The 18,099-nt window shown below is 71.2% G+C and carries 15 protein-coding genes and 2 pseudogenes; 15 read left to right on the plus strand and 2 right to left on the minus strand.

The window, feature by feature from the left end; all coding sequences use genetic code 11:
- Positions 1-10: 10 nt before the first annotated feature.
- Entirely contained in the window at positions 11-1,273 is a 1,263-nt protein-coding gene (gene hisS / locus ACFY4A_RS06285; protein ID WP_390828218.1) for a histidine--tRNA ligase, read from the plus strand.
- 76 nt (positions 1,274-1,349) lie between these two features.
- Here the strand turns inward: hisS and ACFY4A_RS06290 are convergent.
- Positions 1,350-2,008: pseudogene (locus ACFY4A_RS06290) on the minus strand (ABC transporter permease); the annotation flags it as partial.
- A pseudogene (locus tag ACFY4A_RS06295) lies at positions 2,008-2,373 on the minus strand (ATP-binding cassette domain-containing protein); the annotation flags it as partial. The pseudogenes ACFY4A_RS06295 and ACFY4A_RS06290, both read right to left, overlap by 1 nt.
- 142 nt (positions 2,374-2,515) lie before the next feature.
- On the opposite strand from ACFY4A_RS06295, the gene ACFY4A_RS06300 reads away from it, so the two are divergent.
- From ACFY4A_RS06300 to ACFY4A_RS06365, 14 genes are all read left to right on the plus strand, one after another.
- On the plus strand, positions 2,516-3,172 hold the full coding sequence (locus ACFY4A_RS06300) for a vitamin K epoxide reductase family protein (protein ID WP_390828219.1): 657 nt from the start codon (positions 2,516-2,518) through the stop codon (positions 3,170-3,172).
- A gap of 60 nt (positions 3,173-3,232) precedes the next feature.
- Positions 3,233-4,588, plus strand: a complete 1,356-nt coding sequence (locus ACFY4A_RS06305) for a replication-associated recombination protein A (protein WP_390828220.1) — start codon at positions 3,233-3,235, stop codon at positions 4,586-4,588.
- 344 nt (positions 4,589-4,932) lie between these two features.
- Positions 4,933-5,547: a 30S ribosomal protein S4 gene (gene rpsD, locus ACFY4A_RS06310; protein ID WP_390828221.1), complete on the plus strand. Its 615-nt coding sequence runs from the start codon at positions 4,933-4,935 to the stop codon at positions 5,545-5,547.
- 239 nt (positions 5,548-5,786) lie between these two features.
- Positions 5,787-6,236, plus strand: coding sequence for a DUF948 domain-containing protein (locus tag ACFY4A_RS06315; protein WP_390828222.1), 450 nt, complete (start codon positions 5,787-5,789; stop codon positions 6,234-6,236).
- A 9-nt stretch (positions 6,237-6,245) separates the two neighbouring features.
- Positions 6,246-6,620, plus strand: a complete 375-nt coding sequence (locus ACFY4A_RS06320; RefSeq protein WP_390828223.1) for a hypothetical protein — start codon at positions 6,246-6,248, stop codon at positions 6,618-6,620.
- A complete protein-coding gene (gene alaS, locus ACFY4A_RS06325; protein WP_390828224.1) occupies positions 6,620-9,292 on the plus strand; it encodes an alanine--tRNA ligase in 2,673 nt (890 codons plus the stop codon). Before ACFY4A_RS06320 ends, alaS begins: the two co-directional genes overlap by 1 nt.
- Positions 9,293-9,305: 13 nt before the next feature.
- Complete coding sequence (gene ruvX / locus ACFY4A_RS06330; protein ID WP_390828225.1) at positions 9,306-9,770, plus strand: Holliday junction resolvase RuvX; 465 nt, start codon at positions 9,306-9,308, stop codon at positions 9,768-9,770.
- A 122-nt stretch (positions 9,771-9,892) separates the two neighbouring features.
- Entirely contained in the window at positions 9,893-11,683 is a 1,791-nt protein-coding gene (gene mltG, locus ACFY4A_RS06335) for an endolytic transglycosylase MltG (protein WP_390828226.1), read from the plus strand.
- Positions 11,664-12,503 (plus strand): shikimate dehydrogenase, encoded by an 840-nt coding sequence (locus ACFY4A_RS06340; protein ID WP_390828227.1) that lies wholly within the window; start codon positions 11,664-11,666, stop codon positions 12,501-12,503. The genes mltG and ACFY4A_RS06340 overlap by 20 nt, the downstream gene beginning before the upstream one ends.
- Before the next feature lie 252 nt (positions 12,504-12,755).
- Positions 12,756-13,940: a chorismate synthase gene (gene aroC, locus ACFY4A_RS06345; RefSeq protein ID WP_390828228.1), complete on the plus strand. Its 1,185-nt coding sequence runs from the start codon at positions 12,756-12,758 to the stop codon at positions 13,938-13,940.
- A gap of 32 nt (positions 13,941-13,972) precedes the next feature.
- The gene (locus ACFY4A_RS06350) at positions 13,973-14,455 is read left to right on the plus strand and encodes a shikimate kinase (RefSeq protein ID WP_390828274.1); all 483 of its coding nucleotides are present in this window, start codon (positions 13,973-13,975) and stop codon (positions 14,453-14,455) included.
- Entirely contained in the window at positions 14,452-15,597 is a 1,146-nt protein-coding gene (gene aroB, locus ACFY4A_RS06355; protein WP_390828229.1) for a 3-dehydroquinate synthase, read from the plus strand. Before ACFY4A_RS06350 ends, aroB begins: the two co-directional genes overlap by 4 nt.
- Before the next feature lie 165 nt (positions 15,598-15,762).
- Positions 15,763-16,821, plus strand: a complete 1,059-nt coding sequence (locus ACFY4A_RS06360; RefSeq protein ID WP_390828230.1) for an AAA family ATPase — start codon at positions 15,763-15,765, stop codon at positions 16,819-16,821.
- A 138-nt stretch (positions 16,822-16,959) separates the two neighbouring features.
- Entirely contained in the window at positions 16,960-18,069 is a 1,110-nt protein-coding gene (locus tag ACFY4A_RS06365) for an aminopeptidase P family protein (protein ID WP_390828231.1), read from the plus strand.
- Positions 18,070-18,099 lie beyond the last annotated feature (30 nt).

Here is an 18,099-nt window from a genome sequence, read left to right on the forward strand (position 1 = left end):
GAGACCTTCCGTGAGCACCTTCAAGGCCCCCAAGGGCACGTACGACCTGGTCCCGCCGGACTCCGCGAAGTACCTGGCGGTCCGCGAGGCGATCGCCGCCCCGCTGCGCAACTCCGGCTACGGCTACATCGAGACCCCCGGCTTCGAGAACGTGGAGCTGTTCGCGCGCGGGGTCGGCGAGTCCACCGACATCGTCACCAAGGAGATGTACGCCTTCGAGACCAAGGGCGGCGACCGGCTCGCCCTGCGGCCTGAAGGCACCGCCTCCGTCCTGCGGGCCGCCCTGGAGGCCAACCTCCACAAGGCGGGCAACCTGCCGGTCAAGCTGTGGTACTCCGGCTCTTACTACCGCTACGAGCGCCCTCAGAAGGGCCGTTACCGCCACTTCTCGCAGGTCGGCGCGGAGGCGATCGGGGCGGAGGACCCGGCGCTGGACGCCGAGCTGATCATCCTGGCCGACCAGGCCTACCGTTCGCTGGGCCTGAGCGACTTCCGCATCCTGCTCAACAGCCTGGGCGACAAGGAATGCCGCCCGGTCTACCGGGCCGCCCTTCAGGACTTCCTGCGCGGCCTGGACCTGGACGAGGGCACCCGCACCCGGATCGAGATCAATCCCCTGCGCGTCCTGGACGACAAGCGGGAGTCGGTGCAGAAGCAGTTGACGGGCGTCCCGCTGCTGCGCGACTACCTGTGCGACGCCTGCAAGGCGTACCACGAGGAAGTGCGGGCGCTGCTGGACGCCCAGGGGGTCTCCTTCGAGGACGACGCCAAGCTGGTCCGCGGACTCGACTACTACACCCGCACCACCTTCGAGTTCGTGCACGACGGGCTCGGATCCCAGTCCGCGGTGGGCGGCGGCGGCCGCTACGACGGCCTGTCCGAGATGATCGGCGGTCCCGCCCTGCCGTCGGTGGGCTGGGCGCTGGGCGTGGACCGTACGGTCCTGGCCCTGGAAGCGGAGGGTGTCGAGCTCAAAATCCCGGCATCCACCAGCGTCTTCGCGGTCCCACTCGGCGAGGAGGCACGCCGGGTGCTGTTCGCGAAGGTCTCCGAGCTGCGCAAGGTGGGCATCGCCGCCGACTTCTCCTACGGCCACAAGGGCCTCAAGGCCGCCATGAAGGCGGCCAACAGGTCCGGTGCCCGCTTCGCGCTCGTCGCCGGCGAGCGCGACCTCGCCGACAGCGTCGTCCAGCTCAAGGACATGGAGTCCGGCGAACAGACGGCGATCGCGGTCAACGAGATCGTCGCGGAACTGGAGGCCCGCCTCGGCTGACGCCCCGCACGCAAGGGCGCCGGTGCTCGTCCGGGCACCCGGCGCCCTTCGCCGTCCCGGTCTGGTCCCCGCCCCATCCCGTCCGCCGGTCCTTCCAGCGGAACGTCAGCAGGCACAGCACCAGTCCGCCGGCGCACCAGGCCGCGAGAACCAGGGCGATCCGCCCGAACTCCCAGCTCCCCGCCTGTTCCAGCACCCGCGCCGAGTCCGGCAGGAACACCCCGCGCAGGCCCTGGCACAGCCACTTCAGCGGGAAGAGGGCTCCGATGTTCAGCATCCAGCCGGGGATGGCGCCGATCAGGATGTAGACCCCGGAGATGAACTGGAGCACCAGGAACGGCGGGACGACCACCGAGCCGGCGCTCCTCGCAGACCTGGGCACCGAACTGATCACGATGCCGAGCAGCGCGCACCCGGTCAGGCCGAGCACGAAGATCCACGCGAAGTGGAACCACCGGATCGCGTCCGAGGGCAGACGGACGCCGTACAGCGTGGTGCCTACCAGCAGCAGGATCGCCGTCTCCAGCACGCCGGTGAAAAGAACCAGCCAGATTTTCCCAGGAAGTACGCCGTCGGCGGCATCGGCGTGCCGCGCAGCCGGCGCAGCACCTTCTCGTCCCGTTCGACCGCGATGGACATGCCCAGGGACGCGAAGCTGGTCGACATGATGCCCGAGACTGGCATCGAGGGGACGTACAGCTGCCAGGCGGTGACGCCGGTGCCGCCGACGGCGTCGCGGACGCCTTCGCCTCCAGACCGACCAGGGCGATGACCTCCTCCGGGTCGCGCGGCCGCCGGGCGAAGTGCCGCACGGTCTCGCCAACCGTCAACTCCGCGGGCGCCGATTCGTCCTGCCAGACGATTCCGACGCGCGAGCGCCACGCGCCGGGTCGGCCCCCAGGACCGAGACCTCGCCCCGCGTCCTGTGAGCGGTGGCCCTGGATGATCTCCACCGTGGTGCTCTTGCCCGCGCCGTTCGGCCCGAGCAGGCCCAGGATCTCGCCCTTCCCTATGGCCAGGCCCATTCCGTCGACCGCGGTGACGCTCCCGTACCGCTTGCGCAGCCCCCGTACGTGCACCGCGAGTTCGTTTCCCGTCATGGTCCGAGCATCGTCCGGAACCGAACGTTCGGGTACGGCTGTGCACACCTCCGTGTGTCCACCTGACGGTGTTCACACAGCACGTGGGGCACAATGGCCGTGCCCGAAGAAGGTCCAACTCACGAGTGACGGAATCGGCGTGATGAGCAAGACGACAGTCAAACACGTCTCCGCGGAGCCCGAGCCTGAGCGCGCGGTGCCCGCGCCGCGGACGGTGGGCGGCAGCCGCGCCTTCGCCCTGCTGCTGGTGATCACCGGAGCGGCCGGTCTGCTCGCCGCGTGGATCATCACGATCGACAAGCAGAAGATCCTCGAGGGCAAGCTCAGCGGCAAGACCTTCACCCCGAGCTGCAGCCTCAACCCGATCGTGTCCTGCGGCAGCGTCATGGAGAGCAAGCAGGCCACCGTCTTCGGGTTCCCCAACCCGCTGCTCGGCCTGGTCGCCTACGGCATCGTCATCTGCGTCGGCATGAGCCTGCTCGCCCGCGCCACCTTCCCGCGCTGGTACTGGCTGACGTTCAACCTCGGCACGCTCTTCGGCGTCTGCTTCGTCACCTGGCTCCAGTTCGAGTCGCTGTACCGCATCAACGCGCTGTGCCTGTGGTGCTCGCTGGCCTGGGTGGCCACGATCGTCATGTTCTGGTACGTGACCTCCTTCAACGTCCGCAACGACTTCCTGCCCGCCCCGCGCCCCGTGAAGAACTTCCTGGCCGAGTTCACCTGGGTGCTGCCGGTCACGCACTGCGGTGTCATCGTCATGCTGATCCTGACCCGTTGGGGCACCAGCCTCTGGACCTGAGCCGGAGCCGGTGATCCACCGTCCGGCCACGTTGTCGGTGGTGTGCCATAGGGTTTCAGCGTGGAGCCCGACCTGTTCACCGCCGCAAGTGAAGAACGCCAGGAGAAGGACCCGGCCGCGAGTCCCCTGGCGGTCCGGATGCGCCCGCGCACCCTCGACGAGGTGGTGGGCCAGCAGCACCTGCTCAAGCCCGGCTCGCCGCTTCGCCGGCTGGTCGGCGAAGGCGCGGGCGGCCCCGCGGGACCCTCGTCGGTGATCCTGTGGGGCCCGCCCGGTACCGGCAAGACCACCCTGGCGTACGTGGTCTCCAAGGCCACCAACAAGCGCTTCGTCGAGCTGTCGGCGATCACCGCGGGCGTCAAGGAGGTCCGCGCGGTCATCGACGGCGCCCGCCGCGCCTCCGGCGGGTACGGCCAGGAGACCGTCCTCTTCCTGGACGAGATCCACCGTTTCAGCAAGGCCCAGCAGGACTCCCTGCTCCCGGCGGTCGAGAACCGCTGGGTGACCCTGATCGCGGCCACCACGGAGAACCCGTACTTCTCGGTGATCTCACCCCTGCTCTCCCGCTCGCTCCTCCTCACCCTGGAACCGCTCACCGACGAGGACGTGCGCGGTCTGCTCCGCCGCGCGCTCACCGACGAGCGCGGTCTGCGGTCGGCCGTCGGCCTCCCCGAGGACACCGAGGGCCATCTGCTGCGCATCGCCGGCGGCGACGCCCGCCGCGCCCTGACCGCCCTGGAGGCCGCCGCCGGGGCCGCTCTCGACAAGGGCGAGAGCGAGATCGGCCTGACCACGCTGGAGGAGACCGTCGACCGGGCCGCGGTGAAGTACGACCGCGACGGCGACCAGCACTACGACGTCGCCAGCGCCCTGATCAAGTCCATCCGCGGCTCCGACGTCGATGCCGCCCTGCACTACCTGGCGCGGATGATCGAGGCCGGCGAGGACCCCCGGTTCATCGCCCGCCGCCTGATGATCTCCGCCAGTGAGGACATCGGTCTGGCCGACCCGAACGCGCTGCCCACGGCGGTCGCCGCCGCCCAGGCCGTCGCCATGATCGGCTTCCCCGAGGCCGCCCTCACCCTCAGCCACGCCACCATCGCCCTGGCCCTCGCCCCCAAGTCCAACTCGGCGACCACGGCGATCGGCGCCGCCCTGGACGACGTGCGCAAGGGACTGGCCGGACCGGTCCCGCCCCATCTGCGGGACGGGCACTACAAGGGCGCGGCCAAGCTCGGGCACGCGCAGGGGTACGTCTATCCGCACGACCTGCCCGAGGGCATCGCCGCCCAGCAGTACGCTCCGGACGCCCTGAAGGACCGCGAGTACTACACCCCCGGCAGGCACGGAGCCGAGGCGCGGTACGCGGACGCGGTGGAGTGGACCCGCAAGCACCTAGGTCGGAAGCGGTCCTGAGCGCCCTGTAGACTGCCTGGAAGCGCTGAGTTCCGTGTCCGGAACCCCGAAAGGGGAACCGGCGCCACCAGAGCGGGACATTCAGCCGGAACTCCGCCGTTCCAGGACGGCGGGGATCCAGGAGCGTCGCGCACCGTCGAACGGTGTCGCGGGCAGCCCACCACCACCCGGAGCCCCGGAAGCGGTCGGTGGGCCACTCGCGTGCTGCACGTATGTGCCCAGACCAGGGGAGCGGCTGCCCACCGGGCCCGGCAGGGTCCCGGCGGGATTCCCCGGCTGCGGATGCGACCTCCCCTAACCCTGGTGAAGCCGTACTCGCACAGAGAACAAGAGGTGTTTGGTTCATGGCGAACCAGTCCCGCCCCAAGGTCAAGAAGTCGCGTGCCCTCGGCATCGCGCTGACCCCGAAGGCCGTCAAGTACTTCGAGGCGCGCCCCTACCCGCCGGGTGAGCACGGCCGCGGCCGCAAGCAGAACTCGGACTACAAGGTCCGACTGCTGGAGAAGCAGCGTCTGCGCGCTCAGTACGACATCAGCGAGCGCCAGCTCGTCCGCGCCTACGAGCGTGCCGCCAAGACGACGATGAAGACCGGTGACGCCCTCGTCATCGACCTCGAGAAGCGTCTCGACGCCCTGGTGCTGCGTTCCGGCATCGCCCGCACGATCTACCAGGCCCGCCAGATGGTCACCCACGGCCACATCCAGGTCAACGGCAAGAAGGTCGACAAGCCGTCCTTCCAGGTCCGTCCCGACGACGTGGTCCAGGTCCGCGAGCGCAGCCGCGAGAAGACCCTCTTCCAGGTCGCCCGCGAGGGTGGCTTCGCCCCCGACGGCGAGACCCCCCGCTACCTCCAGGTGAACCTCAAGGCCCTGGCGTTCCGCCTGGACCGCGAGCCGAACCGCAAGGAGATCCCGGTGATCTGCGACGAGCAGCTCGTCGTCGAGTACTACGCCCGCTGATCAACGGCAGGCCGTAGCACCCGCAGCACCACCCCGGCCCGCCGTCTCCCCGCCCTTCCGGGCGGGCGGGACGGCGGGCTCGCTCATGCCGCCGCTACCGCTCACCGGGCCCGGCCGCTTCCGTGCCCCGGCTTCGCGCGCGCTGCGCACGGGCGCCAAATCCGGTACGGAGCCCCACCCTCGGCGCGATAGGCTCGGTGCACGACTTTCTCGATGTACAGGCACGTTTCAGAGAGCGGGTGCGCACAGTGTCCGGTGGAGAGGTGGCCGGGATCCTGGTGGCCGTGTTCTGGGCGATCCTGGTCTCCTTCCTCGCCGTCGCACTGGCGAGGCTGGCCCAGACGCTCAAGGCGACCACCAGACTCGTGGCGGACGTGACCGACCAGGCCGTCCCGCTGCTGGCCGAGGCCTCCCAGGCGGTGCGCTCCGCGCAGACCCAGATCGACCGCGTCGACGCGATCGCCTCCGACGTCCAGGAGGTCACGTCCAACGCCTCCGCGCTGTCGACCACCGTCGCCTCGACCTTCGGCGGCCCGCTGGTCAAGGTCGCGGCCTTCGGCTACGGCGTGCGCCGGGCGCTGGGCGGCCGCAAGGAGGACGTGCCCGGCAGGACGTCGAGGCGTACCGTGATCGTGGGCCGCACCGTCCCGGCCGCGCGGCGGGGGAAGCGGAACAACCGGGAGAAGTAAGGACTAGCGATGTTCCGCCGTACGTTCTGGTTCACCACCGGTGTCGCCGCCGGCGTGTGGGCCACCACCAAGGTCAACCGCAAACTCAGGCAGCTGACCCCCGAGAGCCTCGCCGCGACCGCGGCGACCAAGGCGGTCGAAGCGGGTCACCGGCTGAAGGGCCGCGCCCTCGGCTTCGCGCTCGACGTCCGCGACAACATGGCCCAGCGGGAGGCCGAACTCGGCGAGGCACTGGGCCTGAACGCCCCGGTCGACCCGGAACTGCCCCCGTCCAGGCGGTACACCGCCATCGAGAACCGCAACCACCCGAAGTACGTCGAGGGCCCGGCGTCCTCGGAACAACCCTGCACGACGTACTCGTACAACCGGAATGAGGACCACTGATGGAGTCGGCTGAGATCCGCCGCCGCTGGCTGAGCTTCTTCGAGGAGCGCGGGCACACCGTCGTCCCTTCGGCGTCGCTCATCGCGGACGACCCGACTCTGCTCCTCGTCCCGGCCGGCATGGTGCCCTTCAAGCCCTACTTCCTGGGTGAGGTCAAGCCGCCCTTCCCGCGCGCCACCAGCGTGCAGAAGTGCGTGCGCACGCCCGACATCGAAGAGGTCGGCAAGACCACCCGGCACGGCACCTTCTTCCAGATGTGCGGCAACTTCTCCTTCGGCGACTACTTCAAGGAAGGCGCCGTCAAGCTCGCCTGGGAGCTGCTCACCACGCCCCAGGACAAGGGCGGTTACGGCCTGGAGCCGGAGAAGCTCTGGATCACCGTCTACCAGGACGACGACGAGGCCGAGCGGATCTGGCACGAGGTCGTCGGCGTGCCCAAGGAGCGCATCCAGCGCCTGGGCATGAAGGACAACTTCTGGTCCATGGGCGTACCCGGCCCGTGCGGCCCCTGCTCCGAGATCAACTACGACCGCGGCCCCGAGTTCGGCGTCGAGGGCGGCCCCGCCGTCAACGACGAGCGGTACGTGGAGATCTGGAACCTCGTCTTCATGCAGTACGAGCGGGGCGAGGGCACCGGCAAGGACAACTTCGAGATCCTCGGCGACCTGCCGAGCAAGAACATCGACACCGGGCTCGGCCTGGAGCGGCTCGCCATGATTCTGCAGGGTGTGCAGAACATGTACGAGATCGACACCTCCATGGCCGTCATCGACAAGGCCACCGAGCTCACCGGGGTCGCCTACGGCGACGCCCACGACTCGGACGTGTCGCTGCGCGTGGTCACCGACCACATGCGCACCGCCACGATGCTCATCGGCGACGGCGTCACCCCCGGCAACGAGGGCCGCGGCTACGTGCTGCGCCGCATCATGCGCCGTGCCATCCGCAACATGCGCCTGCTGGGCGCCACCGGCCCGGTCGTCAAGGACCTCATCGACGTGGTGATCGGCATGATGGGCCGGCAGTACCCCGAGCTGATCACCGACCGCGAGCGGATCGAGAAGGTCGCCCTCGCCGAGGAGGCCCGCTTCCTCAAGACCCTCAACGCCGGTACGAACGTGCTGGACAGCGCCGTCGCCGAGACCAAGGCCGCCGGCGCCGCCGTGCTGCCCGGCGACAAGGCCTTCCTGCTCCACGACACCTGGGGCTTCCCGATCGACCTCACCCTGGAGATGGCCGCCGAGCAGGGCCTGTCCGTGGACGAGGAGGGCTTCCGCCGCCTGATGAAGGAGCAGCGGGAGCGCGCCAAGGCCGATGCCCAGGCCAAGAAGACCGGCCACGCCGACCTCGGCGCCTACCGCGAGATCGCCGACTCCGCCGGCGAGACCGACTTCATCGGCTACACCGACACCGAGGGCGAGTCCACGATCGTCGGCATCCTCGTCGACGGCGTCTCCTCCCCGGCCGCCACCGAGGGCGACGAGGTCGAGATCGTCCTCGACCGCACCCCCTTCTACGCCGAGGGCGGTGGTCAGATCGGCGACACCGGCCGGATCAAGGTCGACTCCGGTGCCGTCATCGAGGTCCGCGACTGCCAGAAGCCAGTCCCGGGCGTGTACGTCCACAAGGGCGTCGTCCAGGTCGGCGAGGCCACCGTCGGCGCCAAGGCCCACGCCTCGATCGACTTCCGCCGCCGCAAGGCCATCGCCCGCGCCCACTCCGCCACGCACCTGACCCACCAGGCCCTGCGTGACGCCCTCGGCCCGACGGCCGCCCAGGCCGGCTCCGAGAACCAGCCCGGCCGGTTCCGCTTCGACTTCGGTTCCCCGTCCGCCGTCCCGACGGCCGTGATGACCGACGTCGAGCAGAAGATCAACGAGGTGCTCGCCCGCGACCTGGACGTGCACGCCGAGGTCATGGGCATCGACGAGGCCAAGAAGCAGGGCGCCATCGCCGAGTTCGGCGAGAAGTACGGCGAGCGCGTGCGCGTGGTGACCATCGGTGACTTCTCCAAGGAGCTGTGCGGCGGCACCCACGTGCACAACACCGCCCAGCTGGGCCTGGTGAAGCTGCTCGGCGAGTCGTCGATCGGCTCCGGTGTCCGCCGTATCGAGGCCCTGGTGGGCGTCGACGCCTACAACTTCCTCGCCCGGGAGCACACGGTCGTCGCCCAGCTCCAGGAGCTGATCAAGGGCCGCCCGGAGGAGCTGCCGGAGAAGGTCTCCGCCATGCTCGGCAAGCTGAAGGACGCCGAGAAGGAGATCGAGAAGTTCCGTGCCGAGAAGGTGCTCCAGGCCGCCGCCGGTCTCGCCGAGTCCGCCAAGGACGTCCACGGTGTGGCCGTTGTCACGGGCGGGGTCCCGGACGGCACCACGCCGGACGATCTGCGCAAGCTGGTGCTCGACGTGCGCGGGCGGATCCAGGGCGGACGGGCCGCCGTGGTCGCCCTGTTCACGGTGAACAACGGCAAGCCGCTCACGGTCATCGCCACCAACGAGGCCGCCCGCGAGCGCGGGCTGAAGGCCGGTGACCTGGTCCGCACGGCCGCCAAGACCCTCGGTGGCGGCGGTGGCGGCAAGCCGGACGTCGCCCAGGGCGGCGGGCAGAACCCGGCCGCCGTCGGCGAGGCCGTGGACGCCGTGGAGCGGCTCGTGGCCGAGACGGCGAAGTAGGGCGGCCGAAGCGATGCGCAGAGGACGTCGGCTCGCGATCGACGTCGGGGACGCCCGGATCGGGGTCGCCTCATGCGACCCCGACGGGATCCTCGCCACCCCGGTGGAGACGGTTCCCGGCCGGGACGTCCCCGCGGCACACCGTCGGCTCAGGCAACTCGTCGCGGAGTACGAGCCGATCGAGGTCGTCGTCGGTCTGCCGCGCTCCCTCAAGGGGGGCGAGGGCCCGGCCGCGGTCAAGGTCCGCGCCTTCGTCGGCGAGCTGGCCAAGGGCATCGCCCCGGTGCCGGTCCGCCTGGTGGACGAGCGGATGACCACGGTGACGGCCAGTCAGGGACTGCGGGCCTCGGGGGTGAAGTCCAAGAAGGGACGCTCCGTGATCGACCAGGCCGCGGCCGTCATCATCCTGCAGCAAGCCCTGGAATCCGAACGAGTGTCAGGGAAAGCACCCGGCGAGGGCGTCGAAGTGGTCATCTGATCGCGATACGGTAACGTTCCGCGCGATGCGCCTGTGTTCGAACAGACGACGCACAGAAAGAGGCGGAACGGAAGCCGGGGCACACAGCCGTGTGACCGCCGCCTCGCGGCTCTAGGGGATCGATGACTGAGTATGGCCGGGGCCCGGGTCCCGAACCGTGGCATCCGGAGGACCCGTTGTACGGGGACGGCGGATGGGGAGGACAGCAGGCCCAGGCGGGCCCGCAGTCCCCTTACGGTGGTGGGCCGCAGCACCAGCCGCAGCAGCCGCAGCAACCGCAGTACGGCAACTGGGGCCACGAGCAGCAGGGCGGCTACGGCGGCCAGTATCAGCAGCAGCACTACGGCAACCAGGGCCAGCAGCAGGGCCAGCACTACGATCCGCAGGGTCAGCAGCAGTACGGTCAGCAGGGTCAGCAGCAGTACGGTCAGCAGGGTCAGCAGCAGTACGGTCAGCAGGGTCAGCAGCAGTACGACCAGCAGTACGCGGGGCACCTCCAGCAGCAGAGCTACGGCCAGGGCGGCTGGGACGGCGCCGGCGGGCAGCAGCCCGCCCACCCCGCCGATCCGGCCGACCCGTACGGCCAGCAGGCCGCGGCCTACGGCGCGCAGCAGCCCGACCTCTACGGCACCCCCGAGGCCTACCCGCCGCCGGAGCCGCCGAGCCGTCGGCGCGCCGAGCCCGAGCCGCGGCCGGACTGGGACCCGGATCCCGAAGCCGAGCACGACGATCACGCGTTCTTCGCGGGCGGCGACGGCGAGGACGACGACGATCCGAACGAGGGCCGCGGGCGGGGCGACCGCAAGGGCCGCGGCGGCAAGGGCAAGGGCAAGAAGCGTCGCAGCGGCTGCGCCTGCCTGGTCGTCGCGCTGGTGTTCGGCGGAGGTGCGGCCGGAGTCGTCTACTACGGCTACCAGTTCTACCAAAATCGTTTCGGCTCGGCGCCGGACTACGCGGGCGACGGAATCAACGAGATGGTGACCGTCGAAATCCCCAAGGGCGCGGGCGGCTATGACATCGGCCGGGCGCTGAAGGCGGCGGGCGTGGTCAAGAGCGTCGACGCCTTCGTGGCGGCGCAGCTGCAGAACCCCAATGGGAACCGGATCCAGGCGGGCGCCTATCTGCTGAGGAAGCAGATGTCCGCCGCGAGCGCCGTAGCGATGATGCTCGACCCCAAGAGCCAGAGCAGTGTCCTGGTCAGGCCGGGCGAACGCAACGCCCTGGTCTACGCGGACATCGACAAGCAACTGGAACTGTCCGCCGGCACCACGCAGAAGATCGCCGCGAAGCAGTACAAGGCCCTCGGTCTGCCCACGTGGGCCCAGAACAGCAGCCAGACCAAGGATCCGCTGGAGGGCTTCCTCCGCCCGGGCACATATCCCGCGGCCAAGGGCATGAAGCCCGAGGCGGTCCTGAAGGAGATGGTCAAGCAGGCCGACGCGGTCTACACCCGGTACAAGCTCGCCGACAAGGCGAAGGAACTGAACCTGGACGATCCGTTCCAGCTCGTCACGGTCGCGAGCCTGGTCCAGGCCGAGGGCAAGACGCACGACGATTTCCGCAAGATGGCGGAAGTGATCTACAACCGCCTGAAGCCGACCAACACCGAGACCAACCAGTTGCTGCAGTTCGACTCGACCTTCAATTACCTGAAGGGCCAGAGCAACATCCACATCAGTGAAAAAGAGATCAACAGCAACCAGGACCCGTACAACACCTACACCCACAAGGGACTGCCGCCCGGACCGATCGGAAACCCCGGCGACGACGCGCTGAGGGCGGCATTGAATCCGACCAGCGACGGCTGGATCTATTTCGTGGCGACCGACGGCATGCACAAGACCGAGTTCGCCAAGACCTACGCCGAATTCCTCAAGCTCAAGGACAAGTTCGATGCCACCTCGGGCAACTGACGCCCGCCGGGCGGCCGTGCTCGGTTCACCGATCGCCCACTCGCTCTCCCCGGTGCTGCACCGGGCGGCGTACGTGGAGTTGGGGCTCTCGAACTGGTCGTACGACCGGTTCGAGATCGACGAGGCCGGTCTGCCCGCGTTCTTCGAGGGCCTGGGACCCGAGTGGGCCGGGCTGTCGCTGACCATGCCGCTGAAGCGGGCGGTCATCCCGCTGCTCGACGAGATCAGCGACACCGCCGCCTCCGTCGAGGCGGTCAACACGGTCGTGTTCACGGCGGACGGCCGCCGGGTCGGGGACAACACCGACGTGCCGGGCATGGTCGCCGCGCTGCGCGAGCACGGCATCGAGCAGGTCGGCTCGGCGGCGGTCCTCGGCGCCGGCGCCACCGCCTCCTCCGCGCTCGCCGCGCTCGCCCGCGTCTGCACCGGCGAGGTCGTCGCCTACGTCCGCAGCGAGGCCCGCGCGGCCGAGATGCGGCAGTGGGGTGAGCGGCTGGACGTCGAGGTCCGCACGGCGGACTGGGCGGACGCCGGGCAGGCGCTGAAGGCGCCGCTGGTGATCGCCACCACCCCGGCCGGGACGACGGACGCGCTCGTCGACGCCGTACCCGGGCGGCCCGCCACCCTCTTCGACGTCCTCTACGACCCGTGGCCCACGCCGCTGGCGGCCCGCTGGTCCATGGCCGGCGGCGCCGTCGTCAGCGGCCTCGACCTTCTGGTGCACCAGGCGGTCCTCCAGGTCGAACAGATGACGGGCCACGCCCCGGCACCCCTGCACGCCATGCGCGAAGCGGGCGAAAAGGCCCTCACGGCCCGCTGACCGGGACCCATCCGTTCCGGAGCTGGAGCGCGGGCCGTCTCGGCCCGGGTGGCCGGGCCGCCGCGCGCTCCTGGCGGGCGCGTGGAGTGCGTGACGTGCCGGCGCCGAGGCGCGGGGCCGTGCGCCGGGCGTCCGACTGCTGGACCGGCGACCGGGGGCGGCGTCCGGACGTGGGAGGATCGGAGGTGGCGGGCCAGGGCCGCGCACCCGGTCGCGCCATCGCAGTTCCAGGCGCGAGCATGAGGAGCACCGTTGAGCAGGTTGCGCTGGCTGACCGCGGGGGAGTCCCACGGACCCGCACTCGTCGCCACGCTGGAGGGCCTTCCCGCCGGCGTGCCCATCACCACGGAGATGGTGGCGGACCACCTCGCACGGCGGCGCCTGGGCTATGGGCGCGGTGCCCGGATGAAGTTCGAGCGGGACGAGGTCACCTTCCTCGGCGGCGTCCGGCACGGACTCACCCTCGGCTCCCCGGTGGCGATCATGGTGGGCAACACCGAGTGGCCCAAGTGGGAGAAGGTCATGGCCGCCGACCCGGTCGACCCGGCGGAGCTGGCCGAACTCGCGCGCAACGCGCCGCTGACCCGGCCCCGGCCCGGGCACGCCGATCTGGCGGGCATGCAGAAGTACGGCTTCGACGAGGCCCGGCCGGTGCTCGAGCGGGCCTCCGCCCGCGAGACCGCGGCCCGCGTCGCGCTGGGCGCCGTGGCCCGGTCGTACCTGAAGGAGACGGCCGGCATCGAGATCGTCAGCCACGTCGTCGAGCTGGCCGCGGCCAAGGCGCCCTACGGCGTGTATCCGACCCCGGCGGACGTGGAGAAGCTGGACGCGGACCCGGTGCGCTGCCTGGACGCGGACGCCTCCAAGGCGATGGTCGCGGAGATCGACCAGGCCCACAAGGACGGCGACACGCTCGGCGGCGTGGTGGAGGTGCTGGCGTACGGCGTGCCCGTGGGACTGGGCTCCCACGTGCACTGGGACCGGCGGCTCGACGCCCGGCTCGCGGCCGCGCTCATGGGCATCCAGGCGATCAAGGGCGTCGAGGTCGGCGACGGCTTCGGCCTGGCGCGGGTGCCCGGCTCCAAGGCCCACGACGAGATCGTCTCCACCGACGAGGGCATCCGGCGCGCCACGGGCCGCTCCGGCGGCACCGAGGGCGGGCTGACCACGGGCGAGCTGCTGCGGGTGCGCGCCGCGATGAAGCCGATCGCGACCGTGCCGCGGGCCCTGCGGACCGTGGACGTCTCCACCGGCGAGCTGGCGCAGGCCCACCACCAGCGCTCCGACGTGTGCGCGGTGCCGGCCGCGGGCATCGTGGCCGAGGCCATGGTGGCCCTCGTCCTCGCCGACGCCGTCGCGGAGAAGTTCGGCGGCGACAGCGTGCCGGAGACCCGCCGCAACGTGCGGTCCTTCCTCGAGAACCTGGCGATCCGGTGAGCGCCGAGCCGTTCGTCGTCCTGATCGGGCCCATGGGCGTCGGCAAGTCCACCATCGGGCGGATGCTGGCCGACCGCCTCGGGCTCGTCTACCGGGACACCGACGAGGACATCGTCGCGGAGCAGGGCCGCGCCATCGCCGAGATCTTTGTCGACGAGGGCGAGCCGTTCTTCCGCGCCGTCGAGAAGGAGGCGGTGCGCCGGGCGCTCGCCGAGCACGACGGCGTACTGGCCCTCGGCGGCGGCGCGATCCTGGATCCGGACACGCGGGCGCTGATCGCCCGACTGCCGGTCCTGTACCTGTCGATGGACGTCGAGGAGGCCGTCAGGCGCACCGGCCTGAACGTGGCCCGCCCGCTGCTCGCCGTGAACCCGCGCAAGCAGTGGCGCGAGCTGATGGAGGCCCGGCGGCACCTGTACGAGGAGGTCGCCACCGCGGTGGTGCCGACCGATGGGCGCACCCCCGAAGAGGTCACCCAAGCCGCCCTGGACGCACTGGAGTTGAAGGAAGCATGAGCGAGTCGGTCACGCGGATCCACATCGCCGGCACGGCCGGCACCGAGGCGTACGACGTCCTGGTGGGCCGCCGGCTCCTCGGCGAACTCACCGGCCTGGTCGGCGAGAAGGCCCACCCGTCACCCACCACCACCCTCAAAGGAGGCGCTTCGCGCCCAGGCCCTGTTCAAAGGGTCGCCGTGATCCACCCGGAGGCGCTCGCCGAGACCGGGGACGCGCTCCGCGCCGACCTGGCCGAGCAGGGCTACGAGGCCGTCGCCATCCAGGTGCCGAACGCGGAGGAGGCCAAGACCGCGGAGGTCGCCGCCTACTGCTGGAAGGCGCTCGGCCAGTGCGGGTTCACCCGCACCGACGTCATCGTGGGCGTGGGCGGCGGCGCCACCACCGACCTGGCCGGATTCGTGGCCGCGACCTGGCTGCGCGGGGTGCGCTGGATCGCCATCCCGACCACCGTGCTGGCCATGGTTGACGCGGCCGTCGGCGGTAAGACCGGCATCAACACCGCCGAGGGCAAGAACCTCGTGGGCGCCTTCCACCCGCCCGCCGGTGTGCTGTGCGACCTCGCGGCCCTGGACTCCCTCCCGGTCCACGACTACGTGTCCGGCCTTGCCGAGGTCATCAAGGCGGGCTTCATCGCCGACCCGGTGATCCTCGACCTCATCGAGTCCGACCCGGAGGCCGCCCGCACCCCGGCCGGTCCGCACACCGCCGAGCTCATCGAGCGGTCCATCCGGGTCAAGGCGGACGTCGTCTCCGCCGACCTGAAGGAGTCGGGCCTGCGGGAGATCCTCAACTACGGCCACACGCTGGGCCACGCGATCGAGAAGAACGAGCGGTACAAGTGGCGGCACGGCGCGGCGGTCGCCGTCGGCATGCACTTCGCCGCCGAACTCGGCCGTCTGGCGGGCCGGTTGGACGACGCCACGGCCGACCGCCACCGCACGGTCCTGGAATCGGTGGGCCTGCCGCTGCACTACCGCTACGACCAGTGGCCCAAGCTGCTGGAGACGATGAAGGTGGACAAGAAGTCCCGCGGCGACCTGCTGCGCTTCATCGTCCTGGACGGCCTCGCCAAGCCCACCGTCCTGGAGGGCCCCGACCCGGCCGTGCTGCTCGCCGCGTACGGCGAGGTCGGGCAGTAAGTCCCACCGAGCGGCATCCGCCCCGTTCTGCCTGCCGCGACGGGCACTTCGGACCGCGCCCGGCCGTTCACCATATGGCGGCCGGGGACGGTACCGTTCGGTAGGCGGCGGGGCTCGGACCCGCTGCCGGCGCCAATTGCCCCGTACGAGACGGAGTCGCACCGGATGCAGCACGCAGTGGGTTCACCGCTGCCGCCGCCCCACCAGCCGGGGCACGGACGGGCCGCCGGCTGGGTGCCGGCCGCACATCACACGGGGCCGCGGCACCCGGGCGCGCCCCAGGGCTCCGCGCCCGTGCCCCCGCCGCCTCCGGCAACGGGCTATCCCGGCGCCCCGGCACCGCAACCACCCGGCCGGCAACCGTCGGCTCCGCATCCGCAGAGCCCGCGCCCCCAGGGTCCGCCCCCGTCGGCGCCGCAACCGCCGGGCCCGCATCCGTCGGCTCCGCATCCCCAGAGCCCGCATCCTCAGGGTCCGCACCCGTCCGCGCCGCACTCCCAGCGCCCGCAGAGCCCGCACCCCCAAAGCCCCCGTCAGTCGGCCCCCGCGGTCCCACCGCCCGCCGCTCCGCCCGCGCCGGACGCCACCGGCCACGTGCGGCTGCCACCGGGCGGCCCGGTCGGCATGCCCAGCGTGCCGCCGGCCCAGACCGCGCCCGACCCGACGACCACCACGCTGGCGGTGCTGCTGATCGGGCCGGCGGGCGCGGGCAAGACGAGCGTCGCCAAGTACTGGGCCGACCATCGCCGCGTGCCCACGGCGCACATCAGCCTCGACGACGTCCGCGAGTGGGTCCGCTCCGGCTTCGCCGATCCGCAGTCGGGCTGGAACGACCACTCCGAGGCGCAGTACCGGCTCGCCCGCCGCACCTGCGGCTTCGCCGCCCGCAACTTCCTCGCCAACGGCATCTCGTGCATCCTCGACGACGCCGTCTTCCCCGACCGCCCGGTGGTCGGGCTCGGCGGCTGGAAGCGCCACGTCGGCCCCGGCCTGCTCCCGGTCGTGCTGCTGCCCGGCCTGGACATCGTCCTGGAGCGCAACGCCGAGCGCACCGGCAACCGCCGGCTGACCGACGAGGAGGTCGCCCGCATCCACGGCCGCATGGCCGGCTGGTACGGCTCAGGTCTCCCCATCATCGACAACTCCCAACTCGACGTCCCGGCCACGGCCCGAGTCCTGGACGAGGTCCTGTCCCGAGCCATCGCCAGCCCCCCGAACTGGTAGGACGCGGCCGTGCCCGGCGGTCCCGGGCCGGCGGCCCGCCCGCCGGGCACGACACGCGGCGTCCCGACGCCGCGATCCGGCAGACCCACTCGGACGTCTCGAACGGCGATATTGAGCCATCACTCTTAGGCTCGGTTCATGTCAGAGGTGTACGCGGCCCGCCGGACCCGGCTGAGGGAGCGCTGCAACGCGGGCGGCAGCGCGGCGGCGCTGGTGACTCGTCCCGCCAATGTGCGGTACCTCGCGGGGGCTGCCCCGCAGGGTGCCGTCCTGCTTCTCGGAAGGCGCGAGGACCTGCTGGTGTGCCAGAGCCCGCCGGACGACCGGCCCGGCGAGGGCCGGCCCGACGAGGCGCTGCGGGTGCAGGTCCTGCCCCAACCCCCTGGCGGCGACCCGGCCGTCGCCGCCGCCGACCACGCCCGGACCCAGGGCGCCGACTCGCTCGCCGTGGAGGAGCACCACCTCACGGTGGCCCGCCACCGCGCCCTCGGATCGGTGGCGCCCGGGCTGCGCCTGGCCGACCTGGGCGGCGCGGTCGAGCAGCTCAGAGTTGTCAAGGACGAGGAGGAGATCTCCTGTCTGAGAATCGGTGCCGAGATCGCCGACCAGGCCCTCGGCGAGCTGCTGGAGTCCATCCTGGTCGGCCGCACCGAGCGCCATCTCGCCCTGGAGCTGGAGCGGCGGCTCGTCGACCACGGCGCCGACGGACCCGCCTTCCCGACCTCCGTGGCCACCGGCCCGAACTCCGGCCGCCGTGGCCACCGGCCCACCGACCGGCGGGTCGAGGAGGGTGACTTCCTCACGGTGTGCCTGGGCGCCGCCTACCGTGGCTACCGCTGCGAGATCGGCCGCACCTTCGTGATCGGCACGTCCCCGGCGGACTGGCAGATCCAGCTCTACGACCTGGTCTTCGCCGCTCAGCGGGCCGGACGGGAGGCCCTGGCCCCCGGCGCCGCCTACCGCGACGTGGACCGCGCCGCACGCCAGGTACTGGATTCGGCCGGGTTCGCCGAGAGCCTGCAACCCCTCACCGGGCACGGGGTCGGACTCGAAATCGACGAGGACCCGCAGCTGGCCCCTTCGGCCATGGGTAAACTGGACGCTTGCGTGCCGGTCACCGTCGAACCGGGGGTCCACCTCCCGGGCCGGGGCGGTGTCCGGATCGATGACACGCTCGTCGTACGCCCCGAGGCGGACGGCGGACCCGAGCTACTCACCATCACGACCAAGGAGCTCCTCGCGCTCTAGCCTCGCGCTGTGCGCCTGCCCCGGGGTCGT

This window comes from Streptomyces sp. NPDC001292, assembly GCF_042896465.1.
GTDB lineage: Bacteria > Actinomycetota > Actinomycetes > Streptomycetales > Streptomycetaceae > Streptomyces.